The sequence below is a fragment of the Vibrio cyclitrophicus genome (genome assembly GCA_023206055.1).
In the GTDB taxonomy this organism is placed as follows: Bacteria; Pseudomonadota; Gammaproteobacteria; order Enterobacterales; family Vibrionaceae; genus Vibrio; species Vibrio cyclitrophicus_A.
The window spans coordinates 362956-386640 of sequence record CP065367.1 but is presented as its reverse complement, the minus strand read 5'-3'; the positions used below and the strand labels follow the sequence as shown (position 1 = coordinate 386640).

Genomic DNA, 23685 nt, shown 5'->3' with positions numbered 1-23685 from the left:
ATAGTAAACAGAACTATATAAATAAAAAGGACTTCTTATGAAAAAAGCCTTAATAGCAGCAGGTATCGTAACAATGTTAGCTGGCTGTTCGGACAACGAGGTTGGCGACGTCTCACTGGGTTTCTTCACAATGAAGGATATCAAGATGTCTTCATTGGATGACGATAAAATAGCGGGTGTTACCTGTCATATCGCATCAATCGAAGCAAATCTTAGCCTTTCTGATCCAAGTGATAGCTCTATCTCTTGTCGTCAAACAGGTGAAATTACACCAGAAATGATTGCTCAAATAGACAAGAGTAAGTCTGGTGAAGTGGTATTCAAGCAATCGAAAAGTATCTTCTTTAAAACAATGAAGGTTCGTCGTATCTACGATGCAGAGAATCAGTCGCTGCTTTATTTGTCTTATACCACCAAAGAAACGGAAGGCAGTTTCAAACATAGCCTTTCAACCGTTCCGCTTTGGGGTACAGAGGCTTACGTAGATCCAGCAACGCTTGTTCCAGCTCAATAGCCTTAATCGAAAGTAAACCGAATTACCTGTACAGACATTGTGCAGGTAATTCAAAATGTAATAAAAATGAAAGAAACAGGAACAAAATGTGATATCATGCGGCAAAATTTTTTCACTGTATTTTTCATATGAAGTTTCCTGGACAGCGTAAATCTAAGCACTACTTTCCAACTCACGCACGTGATCCGTTGGTCAACCAAATTCAACAAACACCTAAGCTACACCGCGCAACAGTTGTCGGTATAGGTCAAACGATTGTTGACATCGAAGCCCGTGTTGACAACGAGTTCCTAGAAAAATACGAGCTGAGTAAAGGTCACTCACTAGTATTGGAAGAAAGTAAAGCAGATGCGCTGTATGAAGAGTTAGTTGAGCGCGGTTTGATCACGCATCAATACCCTGGCGATACTATCGGCAACACACTGCACAACTATTCCGTACTTGCAGACAGCAAATCAGTCCTGCTTGGCGTTATGTCTAAGAAGATTGAAGTTGGCTCATTTGGTTATCGTTACCTTTGCCGTACTTCTTCTCGTATGAATCTAAACCACTTACAAACTGTTGATGGTCCAATTGGTCGTTGTTACACACTAATTACCGAAGATGGCGAACGTACGTTTGCGATCAACGAAGGACACATGAATCAACTTCTTCCAGAAAGCATTCCTGAAAAAGTGTTCGAGAAAGCGTCTGCATTGGTTGTGTCGTCATACCTAATGCGTGGTAAACCTGAAGATCCGATGCCAAAAGCGGTACAAAAAGCGATTGAATACGCGAAAGCACACAATGTGCCTGTTGTACTAACACTTGGTACTAAGTATGTGATCGAAGGTAACTCTGAATGGTGGCAAGAATACCTGAAAGAAAACGTAACCATCGTCGCGATGAACGAAGACGAGGGTGAAGCGCTAACGGGTGAAAAAGATCCTCTGCTAGCTGCTAACAAAGCACTTGAGTGGGTTGACCTAGTTCTATGTACTGCTGGCCCAATTGGCCTATACATGGCAGGTTACACTGACGAACCAGCAAAACGCGAAACCACACTACCATTATTACCGGGTAACATCCCTGAGTTCAACAAATATGAATTCAGCCGTGCGATGCGCAAGCAAGACTGTAAAGACCCAGTAAAAGTGTACTCTCACATTGGCCCTTACCTAGGTGGCCCACTTGAGATTAAGAACACCAATGGCGCTGGCGATGGTGCACTTTCAGCACTACTTCACGACATGGCAGCAAACAGCTACCACCACGTGAATGTGCCAAACTCAGAGAAACACGAGCACGCTTGTCTGACTTATTCTTCACTGTCTCAAATTTGTAAGTACGCAAACCGTGTAAGCTACGAAGTGTTGACTCAACACTCTCCTCGCCTTTCTCGTGCACTACCTGAACGCGAAGATAGCTTAGAAGAAACATACTGGGATCGTTAATCAACCACGTCTGGTTGTTGACTCATTGAGTTTGATGACCAACTAGATAACCTATTCCTTGAAGGGCTGCTATATGCAGCCCTTTTTGTATTCAACACCAATATAACTGCAGCGGAAGGTAATCAAATCGAATATTTTGCTCGTTTAAGATTTGATCTCGCGCAATGACTCTTTAGATCTGTTATCTTCCAGCACATAATTCGTGTGGTTTGCCTTTACTTGGCAAATTTATACAGTACTATCGCCACGCAAACGTTTACGTACCACCTTTCGGTTCTGATATAAGGATCAAATATGCTGTCTGATATTGATATTTGTCGCTCTACCCCCCTTAAAAACATCAGTGAGGTTGCCAAGCAAGCTGGGCTGCACCACAACGAACATCAGCCATTAGGGCAATTTAAGTCTAAAGTGTCTCTCACATCACTTGAACGCCTCACAAACCAACAAGATGGTAAATTAGTCGTGGTGACTGCTATCACACCCACGCCTCTTGGTGAAGGTAAAACCGTCACCACTATCGGATTAGCGCAAGGCCTCACAAAGATTAACCAATCGGCTATGGCCTGCATTCGCCAACCTTCTATGGGTCCGGTATTTGGTGTAAAAGGTGGTGCTGCAGGTGGCGGTTACTCTCAAGTAGCTCCTATGGAGCAATTAAATCTACATCTGACGGGCGACATTCATGCTGTTACGGCTGCTCACAACCTCGCCTCTGCCGCTATTGACGCTCGTTTGTATCATGAGCAACGTGAAGGGTTAGAAGCCTTTGAAGCGCGCTCAGGCTTAAAAGCATTGGATATTGACCCAACTAGAATCGTTTGGCGACGTGTACTTGATCATAATGACCGCGCATTACGCATGATCACGGTTGGCAAGAACGAAGCAGACAAAACAATTAATGGCTTTGAACGTGAGGATGGATTTGATATCTCAGCCGCTTCAGAGCTGATGGCTATCCTTGCTTTAGCTGATGACCTTCAAGATTTAAGAAAGCGCATCGGACGAGTGGTACTTGCTTACAACAACCAAGGCTTGCCATTAACCGCAGATGACTTCAACGTTGCAGGTGCAATGACCGTAACCATGAAGGATTCTATTGAACCGACATTAATGCAAACCCTTGAAGGCGTTCCTACCCTAATTCACGCTGGGCCATTCGCAAACATCGCACATGGTAACTCTTCAATTATCGCCGATAAGATAGCGTTAAAGCTGAGTGACTTTGTGGTAACCGAAGGCGGTTTCGGCTCTGACATGGGCTTTGAGAAAGCGTGTAACATCAAAGTGAAAGCCTCGAACAAGAAGCCGGATTGCGCCGTAGTGGTCGCAACATTACGTGGATTAAAAGCCAACTCTGGTTTATACGATTTGAGACCAGGAACTCCGTTACCAGATTCAATCTTTAATGATGACCAAGACGCGCTTGTTGCAGGGTTTGAGAACCTTAAATGGCACATCAACAACGTTAAGCAATACCAAGTGCCTGCAGTTGTTGCGATTAACCGATTCCCACAAGATTCAGCTCAAGAGCTAGATGCTTTGAAACAGATGATCACGGACTTCGACCCAAGCGTTAGCGTTGAGGTTAGCGAAGCATTTGGTCAAGGTGGCGAAGGGGCGACTCAACTGGCTCACGCTGTAGTAAAAGCTTGCCAAAAAGAGACTGAATTTAAGCCTTTGTATCACTCAGAGCAAAGCTTAGAAGAAAAGCTGATGGCAGTTGCTGAAGTTGGTTATGGCGCAGCAAGTATTTCGCTATCTCCGCTGGCTAAAAAACAACTGGCTGAATTCAAAGCGCATGGCTATAGCGACCTATCGGTTTGTTTGGCAAAAACGCCACTATCGATCTCGACAGAAGCGCACGTAAAAGGTGCTCCCACTCAATTTGACGTGCCTGTTAGAGAACTAAAATTGTGTGCTGGTGCTGGCTTTATTTATGCGTTGTGCGGCAATGTGATGACCATGCCAGGCTTACCTGACAAACCGGCGTTCATGTCGTTAGATATTGATAGTAATGGAAATATCGTCGGCCTAAGCTAGATAAACGGCAATTAATCGCGATTAATTTCGCCCAAGTTTCAGTTCTGCGTTCTATATGAGCAATCATTTCCTAACGAAGTGATTGCTCAACAATCAAGACCAAGTGCAAATAGTTGCACTAAAGTCGTAGTTATATGCGAATCTTGTCTTAACTTCTGGGTAAAGATCACATTAAAAACCTTATAAAATATATAGTATTGCGCTGATTCTTTGAGGGCAGTGATGAATACAAGTATAAAAAAACTAGTCAGCCAATTTATATGTACCATCTTTGCCTTAGGACTAGTCCCAGCCCTCTACATAAACTCTGAATTTGACAGGGTTGAAGCTCAGCACACGCTAAATATCAAACAGTCCAGCCAGAACCAGATCGAATACAGCTTTCACGAACTCGCCGTTATTGTTGAGCAAATCTCTAACTCTGTTCCTTCAATCGCCGACTCTCAAACACTCCTCCGAGCGATTCAAGAGCCTTCTATTATTCACAAAGAAACGCTACAAGATCTTTGGGTGATGCTAGCTCGTGGCCAAAAATACTATTCCCAGCTTCGTTATCTCGATCTCGCCGGTAACGAAGTGTTCCGCGTTAACTACAAAGACGGTCGCGCGACTGTCGTCCCTGACAACGAACTGCAGAACAAATCTTCTCGAGATTACTATGAGGTACTACAAAAATTAGAGATTGGCGATGTCAGTTCTAGAGGTATTGACCTTGAAGTGGAAAATGGAGAAATAGTCCACCCGTTGACGCCAGCACTTCGCATTATGACACCTGTCGCTAAAGGTGATCGAATTATTGGTTACTTCATTGCCAATCTAAACATGCTTGAGATATATAAACGCCTTCATTACCAAATTGGAGCCTCAGCAGCAGTCCCTGTCATTCTTAACAAAACCGGGCATGTGATCATGGGCCCTGACCCAGCTGAATCATTTGGGCATGTGATTGAGTCACGTTCAGACAAGACATACGCAAAGCTATATCCATCGCTTTGGAAAGACATTCAAGACAACTCTTCGTCTAGCTATTTTGATGGTAAGAATTGGTATTTTCATTCTGACATCAGCCCAAAGATAAAGCAGTTTGAAGGCCCTATTTACATGGTTCTTCATATCGAAAATCAGCAGTTCAGTAGTCAATACCGACAAGAAAAACAAGCGATTGTCGTTCAGGTCATCACCTTATCTTTCTTAATTTCGATGATCTCCGCCAGCTTCGTATTGTGGAACAGTAACCACAAGAAGAACAGTATCGATAGTCAACTGGCTAAAGCGGCAATGAATGGTATGTCCGCCTTGGTGATTACAGATAGAAATAACCGTATCATCAAGGTAAACCAAGAGTTCACCCGTGTTAGTGGATACAACTTAGAAGACGTAAAAGGCCGCCAACCTTCCATGTTTGCCTCTGGTCGCTACAATCAAGAGTTCTACATCAAAATGTGGAGCATAATCACTAAGACTGGGGTTTGGGAAGGCGAAGTAGTCAATCGCCGTAAAGACGGATCTTTGATCACGGAAATACTACGTATCCAAACCATCAAAGATTCAAATGATGTGATTCAATTTTATGTCGCTTCATTTGTGGATATCAGTAAACACAAAGAGCTAGAAAACAAACTGAGAAACCTGAGCGAAAAAGATGCCTTAGCTGGCTGTTGGAACCGTCGTAAGTTCGATCTTGAGCTACGAGATGAGTGCTCACGTGTGAATCGTTACCCTACTCGGGAACAGTCTTGCTTAGCGATCTTGGATATAGACCACTTCAAACGCATCAACGACAGGTTTGGTCACGATTATGGTGATCGCGTCATTCAAACCGTTGCTCAAGTATTACAACGTGAGTGCCGTGAAACTGATTTTGTGGCTCGTATTGGTGGTGAAGAGTTTGGGGTGATATTGCCTCATACCACAACTGAAGAAGCCGAATATGTGCTTAACAGATTGAGAATCGCAGTCAGTATTGAACTCGACAACGTGGTGACGGTCAGCGGAGGAATCACCAACCTGACCAACGATCCTGCTCTCAACTACAAGTGCGCCGATTTAGCACTTTATGAAGCCAAAGCAGCAGGTAGAAATAGTGTGTGCCTGTTCCTAGACAGCGAAATGAGCGAAATCGCCTAACAGAAAATCAATATTGTTCCGTTAGGCTACAGTTTGGCTTAACACACCAATTCTTTTCAATCAGCTAGGTACCGGGTAGAATTCTAACTTGTTTCCTTCTACTACCAGAATACAATCCATGTTCGAAGCATGAGCAGCCTGCTTTCCTAGGTTTGTATCTTCAAACACAACACATTGCTTTGGCTGCAATCCCATACCAAAACACGCATCTAAGAAAGTATCCGGATTTGGTTTGTGATTCTTAACGTCTGTTGCTGTCACTAGGATATCGAGCTTACTCAAAATGTCTGTCTTATCCAATAACTGTTCGGCACTTTTACGTTGACTGCCCGTTCCAACTGCAATCTTCTTATTACCCAGATGCTCTAACAACAGAGAGTGGGTACACGCGATAACGTCTCCTTTGTCTTCAATAGCCGCAAACGAGGCCATCTTAAACGTAGAAACCGCTTGTGGGTCGAGCGATAAACCGTATTTACTGTTCACCTCACCCGCTATCTTATAACTCGGCATTCCACCTAAACTATGCAGCCAAGACGCTTCAAAATGAAAGCCGAACTCTTCAGCCGTTTGCTGCCAAGCCTTTACATGTGCAGGCATTGTATCGATCAACGTACCGTCCATATCAAAGATTAATCCTTCATATGCCGTTAAATCTAATTTCATCACTACTACCACTCTTTAATAAAGTTACTGATACCATAACCAATATTCAGTATCATGACCCCATATTACCGTTCAAAATGGATGTTTATGTTACAAATATCTAACTCTGTTTCGATTCAAGACTGGGAACTCCAGTTAACCGCGATCAGAGCACAAGGAGCCGGCGGTCAAAACGTCAATAAAGTATCGAGTGCGATACATTTACGTTTTGATATCAAGCACTCCACCCTACCTGATTTCTATAAAGAAAAACTTCTCGCACACAAAGACAGCCGCATCACTAAAGATGGCGTGATTATCATTAAGGCGCAACAATATAGAACGCAAGAACAAAATCGAGATGATGCTTTGGTGCGTTTGAAAGAATTGATCTTGGAAGCGACAAAGGTTCAAAAAGTAAGACGAGCGACCAAGCCAACACGCGGCTCTCAGAAAAGACGTCTAGAAAGCAAGAAACAAAGAAGCACCACCAAACAGCTACGTGGCAGAGTGAACTGATGGCTCATGCCCTCAATGAACACATCGCCCTAAAAATAACTGGCAATTTAACGAAGGAATAGATCCATTGCGCTGTTTATTTGAAAGAACGACTACTGCTTCTTTTTGACCGATAAAATCAATTTGATCAAGAGCATACGCTCTTCGCTGGTTAGCAGACGACTAACCGCCGCTACATCTTCCGCTGTCGCTTGTGATGCGCCAACAATATCAAGTACCACATCCAAATCCGTCACTTTCAAGGTTCTGGTGATTGAGCGGTACTGTGACATTTTTATGTCCGCCTCACCGCGTTCAATCCGTTGATAGGTTTTTAAACTCATTCCGGCACTCGAGGCTAACTTTTCTTGAGACAAGTTGGCTTGCTTCCTACGCTCAATCAGCGCCGTTATTATGGGTTCTTGTGACATAAGTTCATCCTCAAAAGACAGTTATGTCCTAAATTCAGCAAGAAGCAGACCATATTGACTTATGAAGGTTTACATAAGCCATTAAAGGCATATTATTCGCTTGATAAAAAGCGTTATGTTTCATAAACCTTCACACTGATGTCAGTAGTGAACGTACAGGCTAGGTAACTTGAGTATTCAAGTGTTGGGAAATTAGAAAAATTGCAAATTGCAAATAAGAAAGACGTTATATTGGAAATTGCGAATCGCTATGAATTAGCATTTCCTTGCATTAAGCACGCATTAGAAACTGACAATGCCCGCTCCGAAATTATTGCAGTGCAACATAGGCTACTCACTTACAAAGAAGTATTGCTGCACGGAAGTATGTTAGAAGAGAAGGAATTAAAGCAGGCTTTTTCTGCATTGAACGAAAATGAAAAAGGCGTCGCACAAGGCGGGATTCAAAGTATCAACGACGCAGTCAAAGAGATGGATGAGATTATCGAAAGATACAGTAGAAAGGCGACTACTAAATTGTGCGTCTAATCTATTAATATCAACGAGTAGCGCCAAGCTCTCAACGGCTTAAAAAAACAAAACAAAAAACGGCCAGTCATTGTTGAATGACTGGCCGTTTGTTTAACTAACATGAGAAAGCATCAATCTAATGAGACATCGCTCTTCTAATCCCACCGAGTAACATCAACGCGCCTAGCAAGCTAAACGACACACTGCCTCCTGAGCCAGATGAGCTTCTACCAGCATAAGCAGTACGTTTCGCGTCTGTTGAAACAAACTTAGCAGTTTCAGTTCCAGCCATAACACTGTCGATCCAATCTTTATAGTCATAGATTTCTGTGAATACAGAAGTTATGGTGGAGGTGCCTCCACATGTACCTGGACCGAAGCTAGTGATTCCAACCTGCCTATAGCCAACACCATCTCTCCAGTAAACTGGACCACCTGAATCACCTTGGCATGTACCATTGAATAGTCCGGTAGATGAGCTGTAGTTACCGTTAAAGCAGATCTGTTTGTTAGTTAAAGCTGCATCATCAATAAAATTGGCTGTTGCACAAATCGCATTATCTACATAATTAAGATCTGCTTTTTGTAATAAGCTAGTGCCGTTAAATCCAGAACGTGTATCACCGTGACCCACAGCAGTAAACGTCTCTAAAGAACTACGATAGCCCTCAGAAGTTGGTCGTTTCACAATATCATTAACGGAATCTATGTTGAGCGCACTTTCAAGTTTTAAAATGGCTACGTCATTACGTAATAAATCGTTCAAGCTATTTGAATAATTACTAGGATAAAACACCTCAGAGACTCGAACCTTTTCAATGCTTCCATTTGGGAATTGAGAAGTATCTTGTAGTTGAGGGACGACAACCGTAAACAACTGACCTTCTTCATTACCGTAAATACAGTGCGCGGCGGTTAAGATATGCGTTGGATCTAAAATTGTCGCACCACAGTAAGGGCTTGTAGAGTAAACACCATCATAATCAATACGGTCGATGAACAAACTTGCCATTGAAGGAAACTCAGCCACAGAAGCGTCGCTACCATTCACAATATACGGTGTTACACCCAAACCAGGAGTGCTTTCGACCGTGTTTTCCGTTGCCATAACACTTGATGTGTAAATCAATGGCGCTAAAAGTCCTAAAACGACTTTACGAACCGAGCTCATTGTGTGGTTCACATTCATAGTTAACTCCTTGTAACCCCTGCTACTTATACACAAAAATGATAATTCAACACCATAACATGCCATAACTACCAGTATAGTAAGTATTTATAACGAAATGGTCACACATCTCACTATTTAAGCTGATTTTCAAACCAAGTTGAGTGAATTAAGTACGCCCCAAATAACAAAAAAGCCCATTGTCTTATTTCTCTATCCAGAGAAAACACAATAGGCTTTTTGTTAATGTGGACGAATTCTCTTAAAAGAGATTAGCCACGGTAGTAACGTTGAGGTACGAATGGCATTTTTTCTACTGTCATTGGTAGTTTCTTGCCACGAACTTCAGCGAATACTTCAGTACCGATAGCCGCTAGATCAGTGCGAACGTACGCCATTGATACAGGCTTGCCAGCGTTAGGACCCGCTGTACCGCTTGTTACAACGCCAATCTTGTTGTCTTCAGCATCGAACAACTCAGCGCCTTCACGAACTGGAGCTTTAGTTTGGCCTACTAGACCAACACGCTTACGTTGAACGTCTTTAGTCGCGATTTGCTCAAGGATGATATCAGCGCCTGGGAAACCGCCAGCACGTTCACCGTCAGTACGACGAACTTTTTGAATGCCCCATAGAAGGCTAGCTTCTACTGGAGTCGTTGTTGTATCTAGGTCGTGACCGTATAAACATAGACCACACTCAAGACGAAGAGAGTCACGAGCACCAAGGCCAATCCACTCAACTTCAGCTTCAGCAGTTAGCTTACGCGCTAGTGCTTCAGCGTGATCGTTAGGTACAGAGATCTCGTAGCCATCTTCACCCGTGTAACCACTGCGGCTCACGATGCATTCAACGCCATCGATATCTACTTTTTGAACATCCATAAACAGCATGTCTGCAACGCTTGGTTGGAAACGAGCTAGAACTTCCGATGCTTTAGGACCTTGAAGCGCTAATAGAGCGCGGTCATCAATCACTTCCATTTCTACGTCTGCAGGAAGATGTGCCGTTAGGTGATCAATATCTTGTGTCTTACAAGCTGCATTCACAACAACAAACAGGTGATCGCCAAGGTTAGCAACCATCAGGTCATCCATGATGCCACCCTGCTCGTTAGTAAAGAACGCGTAGCGCTGCTTACCAGAAGGAAGGTCGATAATATCTACAGGAACCAAAGATTCTAGGACAGCAGCTGCATTTGCACCATGTAGACGAAGTTGCCCCATGTGAGAAACATCAAAAAGACCGGCAGCATCACGAGTGTGTAAGTGCTCTTTCTTTACACCTAGTGGGTACTGAACTGGCATGTCGTAGCCAGCGAAAGGAACCATCTTTGCGCCTTCTTCAACGTGAAGTGCGTGCAGTGGTGTTTTTAGTAGGTCTTGATTAGCGTGTTCTTGAGTCATTTTATTCTCCATGAAGCGTTGCAGGCTTTCCAAATCGAATCTGCCGCTTATATCTCTATTTAGAGTCGCTTCTAACGCTAGGTCTCAGCATTAGAAACAGTAGATAGTAAAAAGTGATGTCTTTTATATAGGCTTATATAGTTAGCGTTATAAAAATTGATAGCTGTACAAAAGCTCTACAACTCACTTTTTAAGAATTCACTTCAGTAAACTTCAATCAACATGAGTAAACCGTGTTCACTATAGTAAACAAGCCTGAGTCAGTTTTACACCCTTAACAAGATTAAAACAGCTCAAAATGTGACATTTAACAATTTAAAAACAATTATTCGATACATACAAAAACGCGATATTGATGATTTTCACATCAATATCGCGTCATTTGGCAAACGTTAGAAACAAAAGCAAACGTTTGCATTCACTATAAGAAATTCTAATTTTGTTAACTTATTTTGCAGTCACCCACAAAATCAGCGCATCTTCTGCACTAGTAGAAATCAACATGTGGCCCATATTGGCATCGTAATACATACTATCGCCTTCACTCATAGGCACAGGTTCGTAGAATTCTGAGTAGAACATCACATCACCGGAGATAATCATTAAGAACTCTTCACCATCGTGACGAACCCAATCATTATATTCTTCGAAAGTACGCGCTCTTACGCGGCTTTTGAATGGCATCATCTTCTTGTTAGAGAGCTCTGTCGCAAGCAGTTCATGCTCATAAGTCGGTGTTGGATGAGGTTTACCCTGGCCTGCCTTAGTTAAGTCACGACGTCCTGTTGCGACTTTTTTTCTTGGTGGCTCAAAGAGTTGCGGCATATCAATTTGCAAACCCATCGCTAATTTTTGCATAGCCTGAAAGGTTGGCGAGATCTGTTCATTCTCGATTTTGCTGAGCGTAGAACGCGCCAAGCCAGTTCTTTGGCTTGCTTCTTCTAGCGTGATCCCAAGCTTGCCGCGGATATCTTTAATACGCTGGCCAAGCCTAAGTGGTTCTATATTCTGGTCTAACGTTTCTTTCGCCAGCGTTAAAGATGGGTACTCATCATAAATGTCTTCTGACATAGGTCCCTCATTATTTTCTTACTTCCTGTCTATTCATTTCATTGTTGCATGAAGCGCTTTGTTGATTAAAGAGCACACACAGAAATAAAGCGTGCTCCCTGTAGCAAAACGAGAAAAGTTGTTTCCTATTGGAAATTTTTGTTGAAAATTGATTTTATCGGAGCTATGTTATCGACTTGTTAGATGAAGAGATGCTACTTCAGCTTGTAGCAAATGATAGTTTTAACATTTGTAAGAGCTGTTTTTTACCCGAACTTTTGGGAACCAATTCGTGCTGCATTGACCCTACAACGATCGCTTAGACGCTGTAAGAGTACATTTAAAACGCAATTAACGTTTATCTGTACCTATATAGCGCAAACGATACCGATGCAGAAATCAACGTAAGACCTAATGGACTATAAAAACAATCACCATTAGCTTAATGAAAGGTCTCGACAATGAACGCTTACCAAAACCATAGCTTAGACAGTTTTTTCTCTACGAACCTATCTGCGACTGACGACGCAGTATTTGCTGGAATCCAAGCAGAGAACACTCGTCAAAACGAACAAATCGAACTTATTGCTTCTGAGAACATCGTTTCTAAAGCAGTAATGCAAGCTCAAGGCACCTGCCTAACCAACAAATACGCTGAAGGCTACCCAGGCCGTCGTTACTACGGTGGTTGTGAGCACGTAGATACAGTAGAAGCTATCGCAATCGAACGCGCTAAACAGCTGTTCAAATGTGAATACGTAAACGTACAGCCTCACTCTGGCGCTCAAGCAAACGGTGCAGTTAAACTTGCCCTACTTCAACCTGGCGACACTATCCTAGGTATGTCTCTAGATGCTGGTGGCCACCTTACACACGGCGCACGTCCTGCAATGTCTGGTAAGTGGTTCAACGCAGTACAATATGGTGTAGACCGCGAAACTCTTGAAATCGATTACGAGGCAGTTCGCGCTTTAGCTATCGAAAGCCAACCTAAAATGATTATTGCTGGTGGTAGTGCTATCCCACGCGTTATTGATTTCGCTAAGTTCCGTGAAATCGCTGACGAAGTTGGCGCAATCCTAATGGTCGATATGGCACACATCGCGGGCCTTATCGCGACAGGAGCTCACCCTAGCCCACTACCACACGCACACGTTGTTACTACAACAACGCACAAAACACTTCGTGGCCCACGCGGCGGTATGATTCTTACGAACCACGAAGACATCAACAAAAAGATCAACTCTGCAGTGTTCCCTGGCCTTCAAGGTGGCCCACTAATGCACGTTATCGCAGCTAAAGCAGTGGCGTTTGGCGAAGCACTTGGCCCAGAATTTAATACTTATATTGATTCAGTGATCGACAACGCAAAAGTTCTTGCTGAAGTGTTGCAAACTCGCGGTTGTGACATTGTGACTGGCGGAACAGACACGCACCTAATGCTGGTTGACCTTCGTCCTAAGGGCTTGAAAGGTAACGTAACTGAAGAAGCATTAGAGCGTGCAGGGATCACATGTAACAAAAATGGCATACCATTCGATACAGAGAAGCCTATGATTACTTCTGGCATTCGTTTAGGTACGCCAGCTGGAACCAGTCGTGGTTTTGGCACTGAAGAATTCAAACTTATCGGTGAATGGATCGGTGATGTACTTGATGGCTTAGTTGAAAGCCCTGAAGGCAATGCTGAAGTTGAGCAACGTGTACGCAAGCAAGTTAAAGAGCTTTGCAAGCGCTTCCCTCTTTACCGTTAAACCGTTTTTAAGATTTAAATTAAAACCTCATAAATTTTTGGAGAATAAGCAATGGACAATACACTAAAGTTTGCAGACAGCCACGAGTGGGTAAAAGACAACGGTGACGGTACTGTAACTATCGGTATTTCTGAGCACGCTCAAGAAATGCTAGGTGACGTTGTGTTTGTTGACCTGCCTGACACTGGAGACGAAATAGAAGCTGGCGAAAGCTTCTCTCTCGTTGAGTCAGTGAAAGCAGCTTCTGATATCTACGCACCAATCTCTGGCGAAATCGTAGAAATCAACGAAGAATTAGAAGATAGCCCAGAGTTAATTAACGAAGAATCTTATGAAGGTGGCTGGATTGTTAAAGTGAAGATGTCTGATGCGTCTGAACTAAACAACCTTAAAGATGCGGAAGAATACCTAAGCTCTATCGAAGAAGACTAATAGGTAACCTCATTACGATAAAGCTGCTCTTTTGAGCAGCTTAATTTTAGGGGCTAGCTCACGGCTCCAGAGAGAAAGTAGAACATATCATGACTGAATTACTTCAAAGCCAATTACTAAAAGACTTGGGTACGCAAAACGAGTTTGTTACTCGTCATAACGGCCCAAATAAAGCAGACCAGCAAAAAATGCTTGAAGCGATCAACGCGACTAGCCTAGACGCACTGATCGACGAAACGGTTCCTGCACAAATCCGTCTTGAAAAACCAATGACACTTGCTGCGCCACTGAGCGAAATGGACATGCTGACCTCTCTTAAAGAGATCGCTAACCTAAACCAAGTGAAACGTACTTTCATTGGCCAAGGCTACTACAACACATTCACTCCAAACGTTATTCTACGTAACGTTTTAGAGAACCCAGGCTGGTACACAGCTTACACACCATACCAACCAGAGATTTCTCAAGGTCGTCTTGAAGCTCTACTCAATTACCAACAAATGGTAATGGACCTAACAGGTATGGAAATCGCAAACGCATCACTTCTTGATGAAGCGACAGCGGCTGGCGAAGCAATGACATTGTGTAAGCGTGCTGGTAAAAGCAAGAGCAAAGTATTCTTCGTTGCTGACGATGTTCACCCTCAAACACTAGAAGTTGTTAAAACTCGTGCTGAGTACATCGGTTTTGAAGTAATGGTTGGCGCTCTTGAAACACTTCCAGAGCAAGACGTATTTGGTGCGTTAGTTCAATACCCTGGTACTACAGGCGAAGTTCGTGATCTAACAGACATCATTGCGAAAGCTCAAGCAAACAAAACGCTTGTAACCGTTGCTACTGACCTACTCGCTTCTGCTCTACTTAAGCCAGCTGGCGAAATGGGCGCAGACGTAGTAATCGGTTCAGCGCAACGTTTTGGCGTTCCTATGGGTTACGGCGGTCCACACGCTGCATTCATGGGTACTCGTGAAAAGCATAAGCGTACAATGCCAGGTCGTGTAATCGGTGTTTCTATCGATACTCACGGCAACCAAGCGCTACGTATGGCAATGCAGACTCGTGAGCAACACATCCGCCGCGAGAAAGCGACATCGAACATCTGTACAGCTCAAGCACTTCTAGCAAACATGGCGTCTTTCTACGCCGTTTACCATGGTGCAGAAGGCCTACGTACTATTGCTCGTCGTACACACCACATGACAGCTATCCTAGCGGCTGGCCTGACTAAAGCGGGTTACGAGCTAACAAACAACAGCTTCTTTGATACCATCACAATCAACTCTGAAGAGAAGACAGATGCACTGTACGCGAAAGCGCAAGCAGCAGACATCAACCTTCGCCTTCTTAAGGGTAAGATCGGTATCAGCTTAGATGAGACAACAACGATCGACGACGTGAACGCATTGTTCGCTATATTCGACGTGAAAGAAGACGTTCAAGCACTCTCTTCTGACATTGCATCAAATGAGTTTGCAGCAATTCCAGAAAACTGCCGTCGCGAATCAGAGTTCCTAACTCACCCAGTATTCAATACGCACCACAGCGAAACGCAAATGATGCGTTACCTAAAACAGCTTGAGAACAAAGACTTCTCACTAACGCACGGCATGATCCCACTGGGCAGCTGTACGATGAAGCTGAACGCTGCTGCTGAGATGATTCCAGTAACATGGCCTGAGTTTGGTTCAATTCACCCATTCGCACCTCTTGATCAAGCAGCGGGTTACACAGCGCTAGCGAAAGATCTTAAAGAGAAGCTATGTGAAATCACCGGTTACGACGATTTCTCACTACAGCCTAACTCTGGTGCATCGGGTGAATACGCAGGTCTAATCGCGATTCAACGTTACCACGCAAGCCGCGGTGAAGGTCACCGTAACGTTTGTCTGATTCCAAGCTCTGCGCACGGTACTAACCCTGCAACAGCATCAATGGTTTCAATGAAGGTAGTGGTTGTTAAGTGTGATGAAGATGGCAACATCGACATGACAGACCTAGCAGCGAAAATCGAGAAGCACAAAGAAAACCTATCAAGCATCATGATCACTTACCCTTCTACGCACGGCGTATACGAAGAGCAAGTGAAAGAAGTGTGTGAACAAGTACACGCAGCGGGCGGTCAGGTTTACCTAGACGGCGCGAACATGAACGCTCAAGTAGGCCTAACTTCACCTGGCTTCATCGGTTCAGACGTATCTCACTTGAACCTACACAAAACATTCTGTATCCCACACGGTGGTGGCGGTCCGGGTATGGGTCCTATCGGTGTTAAATCGCACCTAGCACCTTTCCTACCTGGTCACATCGAGAACGGTGTACAAGGTTCTGACTACGCGGTATCAGCGGCAGATCTCGGTAGTGCTTCAATTCTACCTATCTCTTGGGCTTACATCGCAATGATGGGCGAACCTGGCCTAACAGACGCAACGAAAGTAGCGATTCTGAACGCGAACTACGTGATGGAAAAACTACGTCCTCACTACCCTGTTCTTTACCGTGGCACTAACGGCCGCGTAGCGCACGAATGTATTATCGATATTCGTCCACTTAAAGAAGACACAGGCATCAGCGAAGAAGATATTGCTAAGCGTCTAATGGACTTCGGTTTCCACGCGCCTACGATGTCTTTCCCAGTAGCTGGCACATTAATGGTAGAGCCAACTGAATCAGAAGATTTAGAAGAGCTAGACCGTTTCTGTGAAGCGATGATCGCAATCCGTCACGAAATGGCAGCAGTGAAAGCCGGTGAATGGCCACTAGACAACAACCCTCTAGTGAACGCACCGCACACACAAGTTGACCTTTCTGGCGCAGAATGGGATCGCCCTTACTCTCGCGAACTGGCTTGCTTCCCATCGAAAGCAACCAAGAACTCGAAGTACTGGCCAACAGTTAACCGTGTAGACAACGTATACGGCGACCGTAACCTAATCTGTTCTTGCCCAAGCATCGATAACTACGAAGACTAATTCGTAGCGGCGCTAAGCAGCGAAACATAACAAAAGGCGAACCAAATGGTTCGCCTTTTTTTTGTCTGAAATCTGAGGCAAACAAATGCATTGACCTTACCGTAAGGGAAAGGTTTAAGGTGAAATGAATCCAACGATGAATGAGGAAACAATTATGGGATGTTGCAATAAAGCGCCAAAAGGTGGAGCCCCTCTTGGCTTGCTTCTAAAAGTCACGCTTGGGATTGGGCTTTTACTATTTCTGCTGGCGTTGTGGCAGTGAGAGGCTTATACGGCGATAGGTTTTAAGTCACTAATAGATGGATAGCGCCAAGTTGATACTGGCGCCATGATCGTTTGTTATAAGCCTGTTCCCAAAATCTGAAAGTCCCTTAATAAGTGCCTAAAGAAAGAACTACAAGCTATAAAACCTTTTGTGATCTTTACGGTAGCATTTAAAAGCCAAGACCCAAAAAGAAACCAAGGCAAACAACGCTAGCTTGTCGTACCTATGTAATAGCTTCCCAACTATGGCATCTTCTAAAGGTTTCATTACCCCTTGGAACTCAATATCAGCGATGTAGTATTTCCCAAGCAATAAAATTACAAAGTGAAAAACGACACCAAGAATCAATGCTAATTGAGTGCGTTTGGATAATGAAAGTACATATAAAAATTCATATACAACGTTCATTCTTACTTCCTATCTGTATTGGTATATTACGCAAAATTAAGGTGTAAATAACGCTGATACCTTACCTAAATCATTGTCCGATAAACACTAAACCCAACCCACAAATACCAAGTGTGGGGGAATCAATCTTAAATTGCTTGTTAGTTTTCAATTTCCACACGCGTCATTTCATTGAGTTTATCCTTTAATCTTTGCTCTCTGTTAGCCTTGAAATTCTCTAGTTTCAATTTGGAAAAACCGTCTGGGTTGATCTTACAATGATAATGATGGTGCTCCTTAAGCCTATTGTCTTTCTCTTTAGCCAACTCTGATTCTGTTTTGATCTTTCGACCAGTTAAAGATAACCATTTATCAGCACATTTATACCACGCTACAACTAGAGCAATAGCCGAAAAAAGAGGATGAGACCAACCAAGGAATGCAATCAGAGCTGGAATTAGTACAGCTGTAAATAGAGTAAGCCATTTAATGGCAGATATACCTAGAATACGTTGCTTCAAATCTTGCTCAGCTTCCTCGGAGTTTTTACTAGGAAGATCTTTGTAGGTTAATTTGAGCGTATCATTATCTGGCATTGATTCTGCTAGCTCACCCTCAAGAAAACCACCCCAGCGAAATGTTTCAGACGAAATGCCGCAAATATAACCAACACCCGTGATACTTGAGATTCTCTTGAAAGAGTTATTTTCATATGCGGGAATTACTTGCAATGGCACATTGAAGCGTTTGATCCAATATTCGAACTCTTTCTCCGATATTTCCTTACATTTTTCTAGGTTAAAGTCGTCAAGTAATCTGACCGATAATATTGCTGTACTATCGTCAATTTTGTCACTGACAAATTTTGGAGTGTAAGAAACGTAATAACCTTTACGCTTTTCTCGAACATTTTCAAATCTAACCCAAGGTTCCATACTTTTCCTGAAAACTAACAGCTATTAGATAGAAAAATCTGGATTTAAGCCCAGAATTTTCTATCTAGTTTCTTATGCCACCAATTGTACTAGCCTTTATCTTTCCATAACAATTACTTATATCGAAACATTAGTGATTAGCGCGGCAAATATAGAATTTAACCGCCTCGTATGACTCCCACGAAATCATAAACTTACGTGCGTGATAGCTGTGTTTTAACCATCAGAACCCTTCCCTATTTCAGAACTAATTGAACTCTATAAATCCAAAGCTTGACCCTATACGGTAAGGTGTTTATATTGTCGCCCGCCCAACGGGGCACATCCTAAAATACACACCGGCCATCCTGCCATCATTCGTGTATTTATATTGGTGTTGTGAACTTCCATGCTAACGAAACTTCGTCCTTTTACTCGTGAATCGGGTGCGCTTATGCATCTTTCGATTCCAATCATTTTGACTCAAATAGCTACCCAAGCGATGGGATTTGTCGATACGACAATGGCTGGCCAAGTAAGCCCTGCCGATCTCGCCGCTATTGCACTTGGCACCAGCCTTTGGATTCCCGTGTTGCTGCTACTGCGTGGTGTGATTATGGCGCTAACGCCTGTTGTTGCTTACCACCGCGGCGCACGCGACTTCCAAAGTATCTCTGTTGAATTCTTCCAGATGGTTTGGCTGGCATTAATAGCGAGTGTGCTCCTCATCGCTTATTTGGTGAGTGCGAAACCGATTTTAGAATGGATTGGTGTAGCCGCTGAGATCATTCCAATTGGCAGTGACTATGCGTTTGCCCTAGCCTTTGGTGTGCCGGGGATAGCCCTGTTCTACACCTTGAACGGCTTCTGTGAAGGTATGAACAACACCAAAGTGCCGATGATCATTTCGGTAATTGGTTTGCTGATTAATATTCCAGTCAACTACGTGCTTATTTACGGTAAGTTTGGCTTCCCTGAAATGGGCGCTGTAGGTTGTGGCTGGGCAACAAGTTTAGTGTATTGGCTGATGTCGGGAATGCTGTATTCCTACATTAAAGGCCATCATCACTACAAAACCATCATCAACTTTTCAGATGCAAAACCAAAAGCTAAAGAAATGCTTCACCTTCTAAGATTAGGTTTACCTATCGGGATGAACATCGCGGTGTGTGGCAGTATCTTTGCGGTAATCGCGTTGATGATTGGCCGTATCGGTGCAGAGAACGTGGCAGCCGCACAAATTGCACTTAACATCTCGAGCCTGACTTACGTGATTCCTATGAGTATCTCATTTGGCATTACGATTCGTGTTGGACATGCACTAGGCGAGAAAGACGAACTAGGCGCAATTGAACGCAGTAAAGTCGGTATCTTGGTTGCAGCGTTGATTTCATTGCTTTCAGTAGCGATGTTCCTGCTGTTCCCTGAGTGGATCATTAGGCTTTACACAACCGACCCTACAATAAGCGCGACAGCAGCAGTATTGTTGACCTTTACGGCGATGTACCAGTTTAGTGATGCATTGCAAACGTCTGCTAACGGCGCACTACGTGGCTATAAAGACACTAAGATCCCGATGATCTTAGCTATCGCTTCATACTGGGGCTTAGCACTACCACTGGGCATGGTGTTGGGCTTAACAGACCACATTGTTCCTGCAATGGGTGAAGAAGGCTTTTGGATTGGTATCCTAACGGGCTTGAGCGTTTCAGCGGCTCTGATGTTACTTCGTTTGCGATACGTGATTAAGAAGCGTGACTTGCCACCAGCAGATGCAGCAATAGCAAACTAAGATAGACCATTAAGCTAATACAAAAAAGCGCGTTATTGCTACTCGGCAATAACGCGCTTTTTTATTGAATTTCTATAAGTCAGTTAATGTATTTGGTTAACATTCGTCATTCACTACACGAACGGTGCATTCACAACCACCAGCAGGACATTCATTTCCGGTTACTCGCCCACCAAAAGAATCGTAAAGAACATAACAACCTTGGCGCGTCTCTAGATCCGCATCCGTTATGTTCGTGCTATCTAATTCAGCTTGGGTAAAATCGTAGTCATACCCGATCACAGTGTGTCGATTACCAAAATCAGAAGTTAAGCTGTCATCATCTGACAAAGTCATAAAGTCGATCATCGTCAATTTGTCGCCCGACTCTCCCCGGCTCTCTGGGCAAAGCGTTCCCCAATCAACCTCAACGCTACCGATACCAAAATCGATTACATAGTTACTCTGATCACCTGGATTTGATGCGTCAGGATCAAGCCCTGCGATAATAGCTTTAGAAGTCACCTGCGTGATCACGCCTTCCATCGCACCCGCAACACCTTCAAGTACTGCTTCTCTCGCTGACTCTTGAATATTGAGGAACCTCGGGGCAGCTGTAACGGCCAATACTCCAAGTATCACGATCACAATGATTAATTCCATTAAAGTAAATCCGTTTTTCTTCATAACACCCACATCAACTGACAACTACAGATACAATTACTGAATGAACTATCAATAACTATACATCTTGAACAGCACACTTAAAACTCAACCTGATTTTCTATAACCCAGTATATTTAAGTAATTTTATAACTTTAAATCTCTCATATTTACTGGAAGCATTGTCAAATAAGGCGTGAATGGGTTTTCTATCAGTAACACTGTAGGAAAAACTTGAGTTAGACACTGATTAAGTTTAACCCATTTCTTTGAGCCCACGCATGATTGAACAACCTACTTAAACGACGTCTTGATCCTGACTATTCAACTTCTAATAAGGAGGTGACCCACTTTTGTAGCGGATCATCGTTGTATCTTGGGTGCCACGCAGCTACCACATCGAAACTCTCTGGTGATTGCTCCATTGGAAGTGTGATTAGATTCAGCCCTTCTATCGCTCTGGATGGTAAGAACGCAATCGAGTCAGTGGTGTTTAGATACATGGGTACGATGGAGAAACACGGCGCGGATACAACGACATTGCGCTTTAAACCAAACTTGCCAAACCATTCGTCAATCGACCCTTTAAAGTTTGGGCGAGATGGTGAAGCTATGATCGTCGGATAACACGCGACCTCTTCCATCGACGGGGTGGTTTGTGCGATAGAGGAATGAGGTGAAGTGACGCAAACATGGTGCTCTTCAAACAGCTTAATGACCTTGTAGCTGTCTGGGATGTAATCAGGGAATGCGATAGCTAAATTGACCTTGCCGCTTTCCATTAACTCGTGCAGGTTATCGATTTCGAAGTCACGCACAATCAGCTTTAATTCCGGCGCTCGCTCCCTTAGCTTTGCTATCAAGCTCGGTAAAATAATCTGCTGGGTATAATCTGTCGCCGCAATCACAAACGTCCCTTTTGCTTTCTCTGGCACAAAGTTGCTTTTTGATAACAGTAAGTTGAAATCAATAAGCAGACGATCTACACCAACAGAAAGTTCTTGAGCAAATGTCGTTGGAACAAATCCATTGGTCTTTCTCACAAACAACCTGTCGTCGAACACTTCACGCAGTTTCTTTAAATGCTCACTGACGGCTTGCTGAGTCATCCCTAATTGGTTGGCAGCTTTAGACGCGTTTTCCTCACGTATTAGCGCTTGAAAAACCCTGAGTTGTTTTATGTCTAGTCGATCTAATTTGCTCACACTTACCTACTTCCGTGAAATTGGATTCTGTATGAGTGTAACACTGCACAAGCAAAACCAGTAACACTCACAATTAAGCTTTGTTTCTACTTGTTTAGTTATCTAGTTAAAGTTCTTCCATCGAAACGAAACACATACAGATCGGAGAACAACATGAAAACAATCATTCTAATTGGCGCACGTGGCAAGATGGGTCAAGCAGCACTAATGGGCTTAGGCAATCACAACGTAATCACAGCGGGTCGCTCTGGCGATGTCGACCATATTGTTGATATCACCGACCCAAAGTCGATTGAAGCGCTTTACAAGAACGTGGGACACTTTGATGCGGTTGTGAACACAGTCGGCCTTTGTGAATACAACACCTTTGCAGATATGACAGAAGAACAGTGGATGACCACGGTAATGAGCAAAATGATGGGACAAATTAATCTTGTTCGTATCGGCCAAAAGTACATTGCTGATGGTGGTTCATTTACATTGATTAGCGGTATTTTGAATGTTAAACCAATCCCTTTCGCTATTGCAGATGCGACCACCAGCGGCGCGATTGACACCTTCGTAAAGTGTGTCGCTTATGAGATGCCAAGAAACACCCGCATCAATGTCATCAACCCTACCGTGCTCGCTGAAGCGTGGGATGTGTATGGTGAAATGATGCCAGGTTTTGAACCCGTACCAAGCAAATTAGTCGGCAAAGCGTTCGAGCGTTCGGTCGATGGCTTTCTTACTGGTGAAGTGATTTTCGTAGACGCTTAGATTTACAAACAAAACGCGCAGCTATAACGAAAAAGGCGAACCATTTGGTTCGCCTTCTTGTTTAAAGAGTCGTATTTATCGATTTATCGCCAAATATGAGCCAGCAACAATCATTATTCCACCAGCACTTTGATTTAACCTTTTATGTGCGCGTGGCGTTTTTAGCAAACCTGCCATTCTGCCCGCACCTACGGCGATAAGCATCAAACCTGACATTAGAGCAACAGATGCTAAAGCGGAAACCAAGACGATATCTTGTGAACGTAAAACAGTCAGATCAATAAAAGTCGGCAAGAACGAAATATAAAACAAAATCACTTTAGGGTTTGATGCTGAAATCAAAAAGCCTTGCGCGAAACTGGCAAGTTCGGATTTCTGACTCTGTTTGGCCGCGAGCTCCGCTGAACCTTGCACTTCAGGTAGGCTCTTAAACATCTTGTAGCCAAGGTAAATCAAATAGGCTGCACCAACGTAGCGAATCACCTCAAACGCAAACGACCAGTTTTCAGCAAGCGTCGCTAGACCAAAACATGCAAGCGTAAGATAAATAAGATCACTGCATATCATTCCTAACGAAAGAGTGACGCACTTTCGCCACCCTTGAACCATAGCACGAGCTAAAATGGCAAATACGCCAGGCCCCGGAGTAATACCAAATATAAACATGGCAATAAAGAATGTAATCGCACTTTCTAATGACATTGGACTGTCCTTTTCTATAACCCAACATAATTGGTCATG

Annotated in this window: 21 protein-coding genes; 11 read left to right on the top strand and 10 right to left on the bottom strand. The window is 43.5% G+C overall.

Features of this window, described 5'->3' with window-relative positions; genetic code table 11:
- The first annotated feature begins 37 nt into the window (after nucleotides 1–37).
- The 4 genes from ITG09_17505 to ITG09_17490 all read left to right on the top strand — a co-directional run bounded on the left by ITG09_17505 (nucleotide 38) and on the right by ITG09_17490 (nucleotide 6117).
- The gene (locus ITG09_17505; protein ID UPR54749.1) at nucleotides 38–514 is read left to right on the top strand and encodes a CreA family protein; all 477 of its coding nucleotides are present in this window, start codon (nucleotides 38–40) and stop codon (nucleotides 512–514) included.
- 128 nt (nucleotides 515–642) lie between these two features.
- Nucleotides 643–1947, top strand: a complete 1305-nt coding sequence (locus ITG09_17500) for an inosine/guanosine kinase (protein ID UPR54748.1) — start codon at nucleotides 643–645, stop codon at nucleotides 1945–1947.
- A 294-nt stretch (nucleotides 1948–2241) separates the two neighbouring features.
- Nucleotides 2242–3990, top strand: a complete 1749-nt coding sequence (locus ITG09_17495; protein UPR54747.1) for a formate--tetrahydrofolate ligase — start codon at nucleotides 2242–2244, stop codon at nucleotides 3988–3990.
- 222 nt (nucleotides 3991–4212) lie between these two features.
- Nucleotides 4213–6117: a diguanylate cyclase gene (locus ITG09_17490; protein ID UPR54746.1), complete on the top strand. Its 1905-nt coding sequence runs from the start codon at nucleotides 4213–4215 to the stop codon at nucleotides 6115–6117.
- Between the two features lie 60 nt (nucleotides 6118–6177).
- On the opposite strand, the gene ITG09_17485 is transcribed toward ITG09_17490, so the two are convergent.
- The gene (locus tag ITG09_17485; protein ID UPR55200.1) at nucleotides 6178–6783 is read right to left on the bottom strand and encodes a beta-phosphoglucomutase family hydrolase; all 606 of its coding nucleotides are present in this window, start codon (nucleotides 6781–6783) and stop codon (nucleotides 6178–6180) included.
- An 87-nt stretch (nucleotides 6784–6870) separates the two neighbouring features.
- Here ITG09_17485 and arfB point away from each other — a divergent pair, with 87 nt between their 5' ends.
- Nucleotides 6871–7281, top strand: a complete 411-nt coding sequence (gene arfB, locus ITG09_17480; GenBank protein UPR54745.1) for an aminoacyl-tRNA hydrolase — start codon at nucleotides 6871–6873, stop codon at nucleotides 7279–7281.
- Nucleotides 7282–7373: 92 nt separating this feature from the next.
- On the opposite strand, the gene ITG09_17475 is transcribed toward arfB, so the two are convergent.
- Entirely contained in the window at nucleotides 7374–7691 is a 318-nt protein-coding gene (locus ITG09_17475; protein ID UPR54744.1) for a helix-turn-helix transcriptional regulator, read from the bottom strand.
- 201 nt (nucleotides 7692–7892) lie between these two features.
- Between ITG09_17475 and ITG09_17470 the strand changes: the two genes are divergently transcribed.
- Complete coding sequence (locus ITG09_17470; protein UPR54743.1) at nucleotides 7893–8219, top strand: hypothetical protein; 327 nt, start codon at nucleotides 7893–7895, stop codon at nucleotides 8217–8219.
- Nucleotides 8220–8337: 118 nt separating this feature from the next.
- Here the strand turns inward: ITG09_17470 and ITG09_17465 are convergent, their stop codons facing one another.
- From ITG09_17465 to ITG09_17455, 3 genes are all read right to left on the bottom strand, one after another.
- On the bottom strand, nucleotides 8338–9390 hold the full coding sequence (locus tag ITG09_17465) for a trypsin-like serine protease (GenBank protein UPR54742.1): 1053 nt from the start codon (nucleotides 9388–9390) through the stop codon (nucleotides 8338–8340).
- A 251-nt stretch (nucleotides 9391–9641) separates the two neighbouring features.
- Nucleotides 9642–10775 (bottom strand): glycine cleavage system aminomethyltransferase GcvT, encoded by a 1134-nt coding sequence (gene gcvT, locus ITG09_17460; protein ID UPR54741.1) that lies wholly within the window; start codon nucleotides 10773–10775, stop codon nucleotides 9642–9644.
- A 447-nt stretch (nucleotides 10776–11222) separates the two neighbouring features.
- The gene (locus tag ITG09_17455) at nucleotides 11223–11846 is read right to left on the bottom strand and encodes a helix-turn-helix transcriptional regulator (protein UPR54740.1); all 624 of its coding nucleotides are present in this window, start codon (nucleotides 11844–11846) and stop codon (nucleotides 11223–11225) included.
- Nucleotides 11847–12286: 440 nt separating this feature from the next.
- Between ITG09_17455 and ITG09_17450 the strand changes: the two genes are divergently transcribed.
- The 3 genes from ITG09_17450 to gcvP all read left to right on the top strand — a co-directional run bounded on the left by ITG09_17450 (nucleotide 12287) and on the right by gcvP (nucleotide 16980).
- Complete coding sequence (locus tag ITG09_17450; protein UPR54739.1) at nucleotides 12287–13579, top strand: serine hydroxymethyltransferase; 1293 nt, start codon at nucleotides 12287–12289, stop codon at nucleotides 13577–13579.
- A gap of 51 nt (nucleotides 13580–13630) precedes the next feature.
- Entirely contained in the window at nucleotides 13631–14011 is a 381-nt protein-coding gene (gene gcvH / locus ITG09_17445; protein ID UPR54738.1) for a glycine cleavage system protein GcvH, read from the top strand.
- A gap of 89 nt (nucleotides 14012–14100) precedes the next feature.
- On the top strand, nucleotides 14101–16980 hold the full coding sequence (gene gcvP, locus ITG09_17440; GenBank protein UPR54737.1) for an aminomethyl-transferring glycine dehydrogenase: 2880 nt from the start codon (nucleotides 14101–14103) through the stop codon (nucleotides 16978–16980).
- 394 nt (nucleotides 16981–17374) lie between these two features.
- Here the strand turns inward: gcvP and ITG09_17435 are convergent, their stop codons facing one another.
- Both ITG09_17435 and ITG09_17430 read right to left on the bottom strand, forming a co-directional pair.
- The gene (locus ITG09_17435; protein ID UPR54736.1) at nucleotides 17375–17653 is read right to left on the bottom strand and encodes a hypothetical protein; all 279 of its coding nucleotides are present in this window, start codon (nucleotides 17651–17653) and stop codon (nucleotides 17375–17377) included.
- A gap of 140 nt (nucleotides 17654–17793) precedes the next feature.
- Entirely contained in the window at nucleotides 17794–18588 is a 795-nt protein-coding gene (locus ITG09_17430) for a hypothetical protein (protein ID UPR55199.1), read from the bottom strand.
- A gap of 367 nt (nucleotides 18589–18955) precedes the next feature.
- Here ITG09_17430 and ITG09_17425 point away from each other — a divergent pair, with 367 nt between their 5' ends.
- Nucleotides 18956–20338 (top strand): MATE family efflux transporter, encoded by a 1383-nt coding sequence (locus tag ITG09_17425; protein ID UPR54735.1) that lies wholly within the window; start codon nucleotides 18956–18958, stop codon nucleotides 20336–20338.
- Between the two features lie 96 nt (nucleotides 20339–20434).
- Here ITG09_17425 and ITG09_17420 read toward each other — a convergent pair whose 3' ends face one another.
- Together ITG09_17420 and ITG09_17415 are read right to left on the bottom strand one after the other, a co-directional pair.
- The gene (locus ITG09_17420) at nucleotides 20435–20980 is read right to left on the bottom strand and encodes an MSHA biogenesis protein MshA (GenBank protein ID UPR54734.1); all 546 of its coding nucleotides are present in this window, start codon (nucleotides 20978–20980) and stop codon (nucleotides 20435–20437) included.
- A 320-nt stretch (nucleotides 20981–21300) separates the two neighbouring features.
- On the bottom strand, nucleotides 21301–22185 hold the full coding sequence (locus tag ITG09_17415; protein UPR54733.1) for a LysR family transcriptional regulator: 885 nt from the start codon (nucleotides 22183–22185) through the stop codon (nucleotides 21301–21303).
- 153 nt (nucleotides 22186–22338) lie between these two features.
- Here ITG09_17415 and ITG09_17410 point away from each other — a divergent pair, with 153 nt between their 5' ends.
- A complete protein-coding gene (locus ITG09_17410) occupies nucleotides 22339–22944 on the top strand; it encodes a short chain dehydrogenase (GenBank protein ID UPR54732.1) in 606 nt (201 codons plus the stop codon).
- Between the two features lie 75 nt (nucleotides 22945–23019).
- On the opposite strand, the gene ITG09_17405 is transcribed toward ITG09_17410, so the two are convergent.
- Complete coding sequence (locus tag ITG09_17405; protein ID UPR54731.1) at nucleotides 23020–23646, bottom strand: LysE family translocator; 627 nt, start codon at nucleotides 23644–23646, stop codon at nucleotides 23020–23022.
- Nucleotides 23647–23685: the final 39 nt, after the last annotated feature.

Bases quoted from the DNA above. Each gene is read 5' to 3' on its own strand.
- ITG09_17435 (UPR54736.1), bottom strand. From the start codon at position 17,653: ATGAACGTTGTATATGAATTTTTATATGTACTTTCATTATCCAAACGC.
- ITG09_17405 (UPR54731.1), bottom strand. From the start codon at position 23,646: ATGTCATTAGAAAGTGCGATTACATTCTTTATTGCCATGTTTATATTT.
- ITG09_17450 (UPR54739.1), top strand. From the start codon at position 12,287: ATGAACGCTTACCAAAACCATAGCTTAGACAGTTTTTTCTCTACGAAC.
- gcvP (UPR54737.1), top strand. From the start codon at position 14,101: ATGACTGAATTACTTCAAAGCCAATTACTAAAAGACTTGGGTACGCAA.
- ITG09_17455 (UPR54740.1), bottom strand. From the start codon at position 11,846: ATGTCAGAAGACATTTATGATGAGTACCCATCTTTAACGCTGGCGAAA.
- ITG09_17500 (UPR54748.1), top strand. From the start codon at position 643: ATGAAGTTTCCTGGACAGCGTAAATCTAAGCACTACTTTCCAACTCAC.
- ITG09_17475 (UPR54744.1), bottom strand. From the start codon at position 7,691: ATGTCACAAGAACCCATAATAACGGCGCTGATTGAGCGTAGGAAGCAA.
- gcvH (UPR54738.1), top strand. From the start codon at position 13,631: ATGGACAATACACTAAAGTTTGCAGACAGCCACGAGTGGGTAAAAGAC.
- ITG09_17490 (UPR54746.1), top strand. From the start codon at position 4,213: ATGAATACAAGTATAAAAAAACTAGTCAGCCAATTTATATGTACCATC.
- ITG09_17495 (UPR54747.1), top strand. From the start codon at position 2,242: ATGCTGTCTGATATTGATATTTGTCGCTCTACCCCCCTTAAAAACATC.
- ITG09_17425 (UPR54735.1), top strand. From the start codon at position 18,956: ATGCTAACGAAACTTCGTCCTTTTACTCGTGAATCGGGTGCGCTTATG.
- ITG09_17420 (UPR54734.1), bottom strand. From the start codon at position 20,980: ATGGAATTAATCATTGTGATCGTGATACTTGGAGTATTGGCCGTTACA.
- ITG09_17485 (UPR55200.1), bottom strand. From the start codon at position 6,783: ATGAAATTAGATTTAACGGCATATGAAGGATTAATCTTTGATATGGAC.
- ITG09_17410 (UPR54732.1), top strand. From the start codon at position 22,339: ATGAAAACAATCATTCTAATTGGCGCACGTGGCAAGATGGGTCAAGCA.
- ITG09_17465 (UPR54742.1), bottom strand. From the start codon at position 9,390: ATGAATGTGAACCACACAATGAGCTCGGTTCGTAAAGTCGTTTTAGGA.
- arfB (UPR54745.1), top strand. From the start codon at position 6,871: ATGTTACAAATATCTAACTCTGTTTCGATTCAAGACTGGGAACTCCAG.
- gcvT (UPR54741.1), bottom strand. From the start codon at position 10,775: ATGACTCAAGAACACGCTAATCAAGACCTACTAAAAACACCACTGCAC.
- ITG09_17505 (UPR54749.1), top strand. From the start codon at position 38: ATGAAAAAAGCCTTAATAGCAGCAGGTATCGTAACAATGTTAGCTGGC.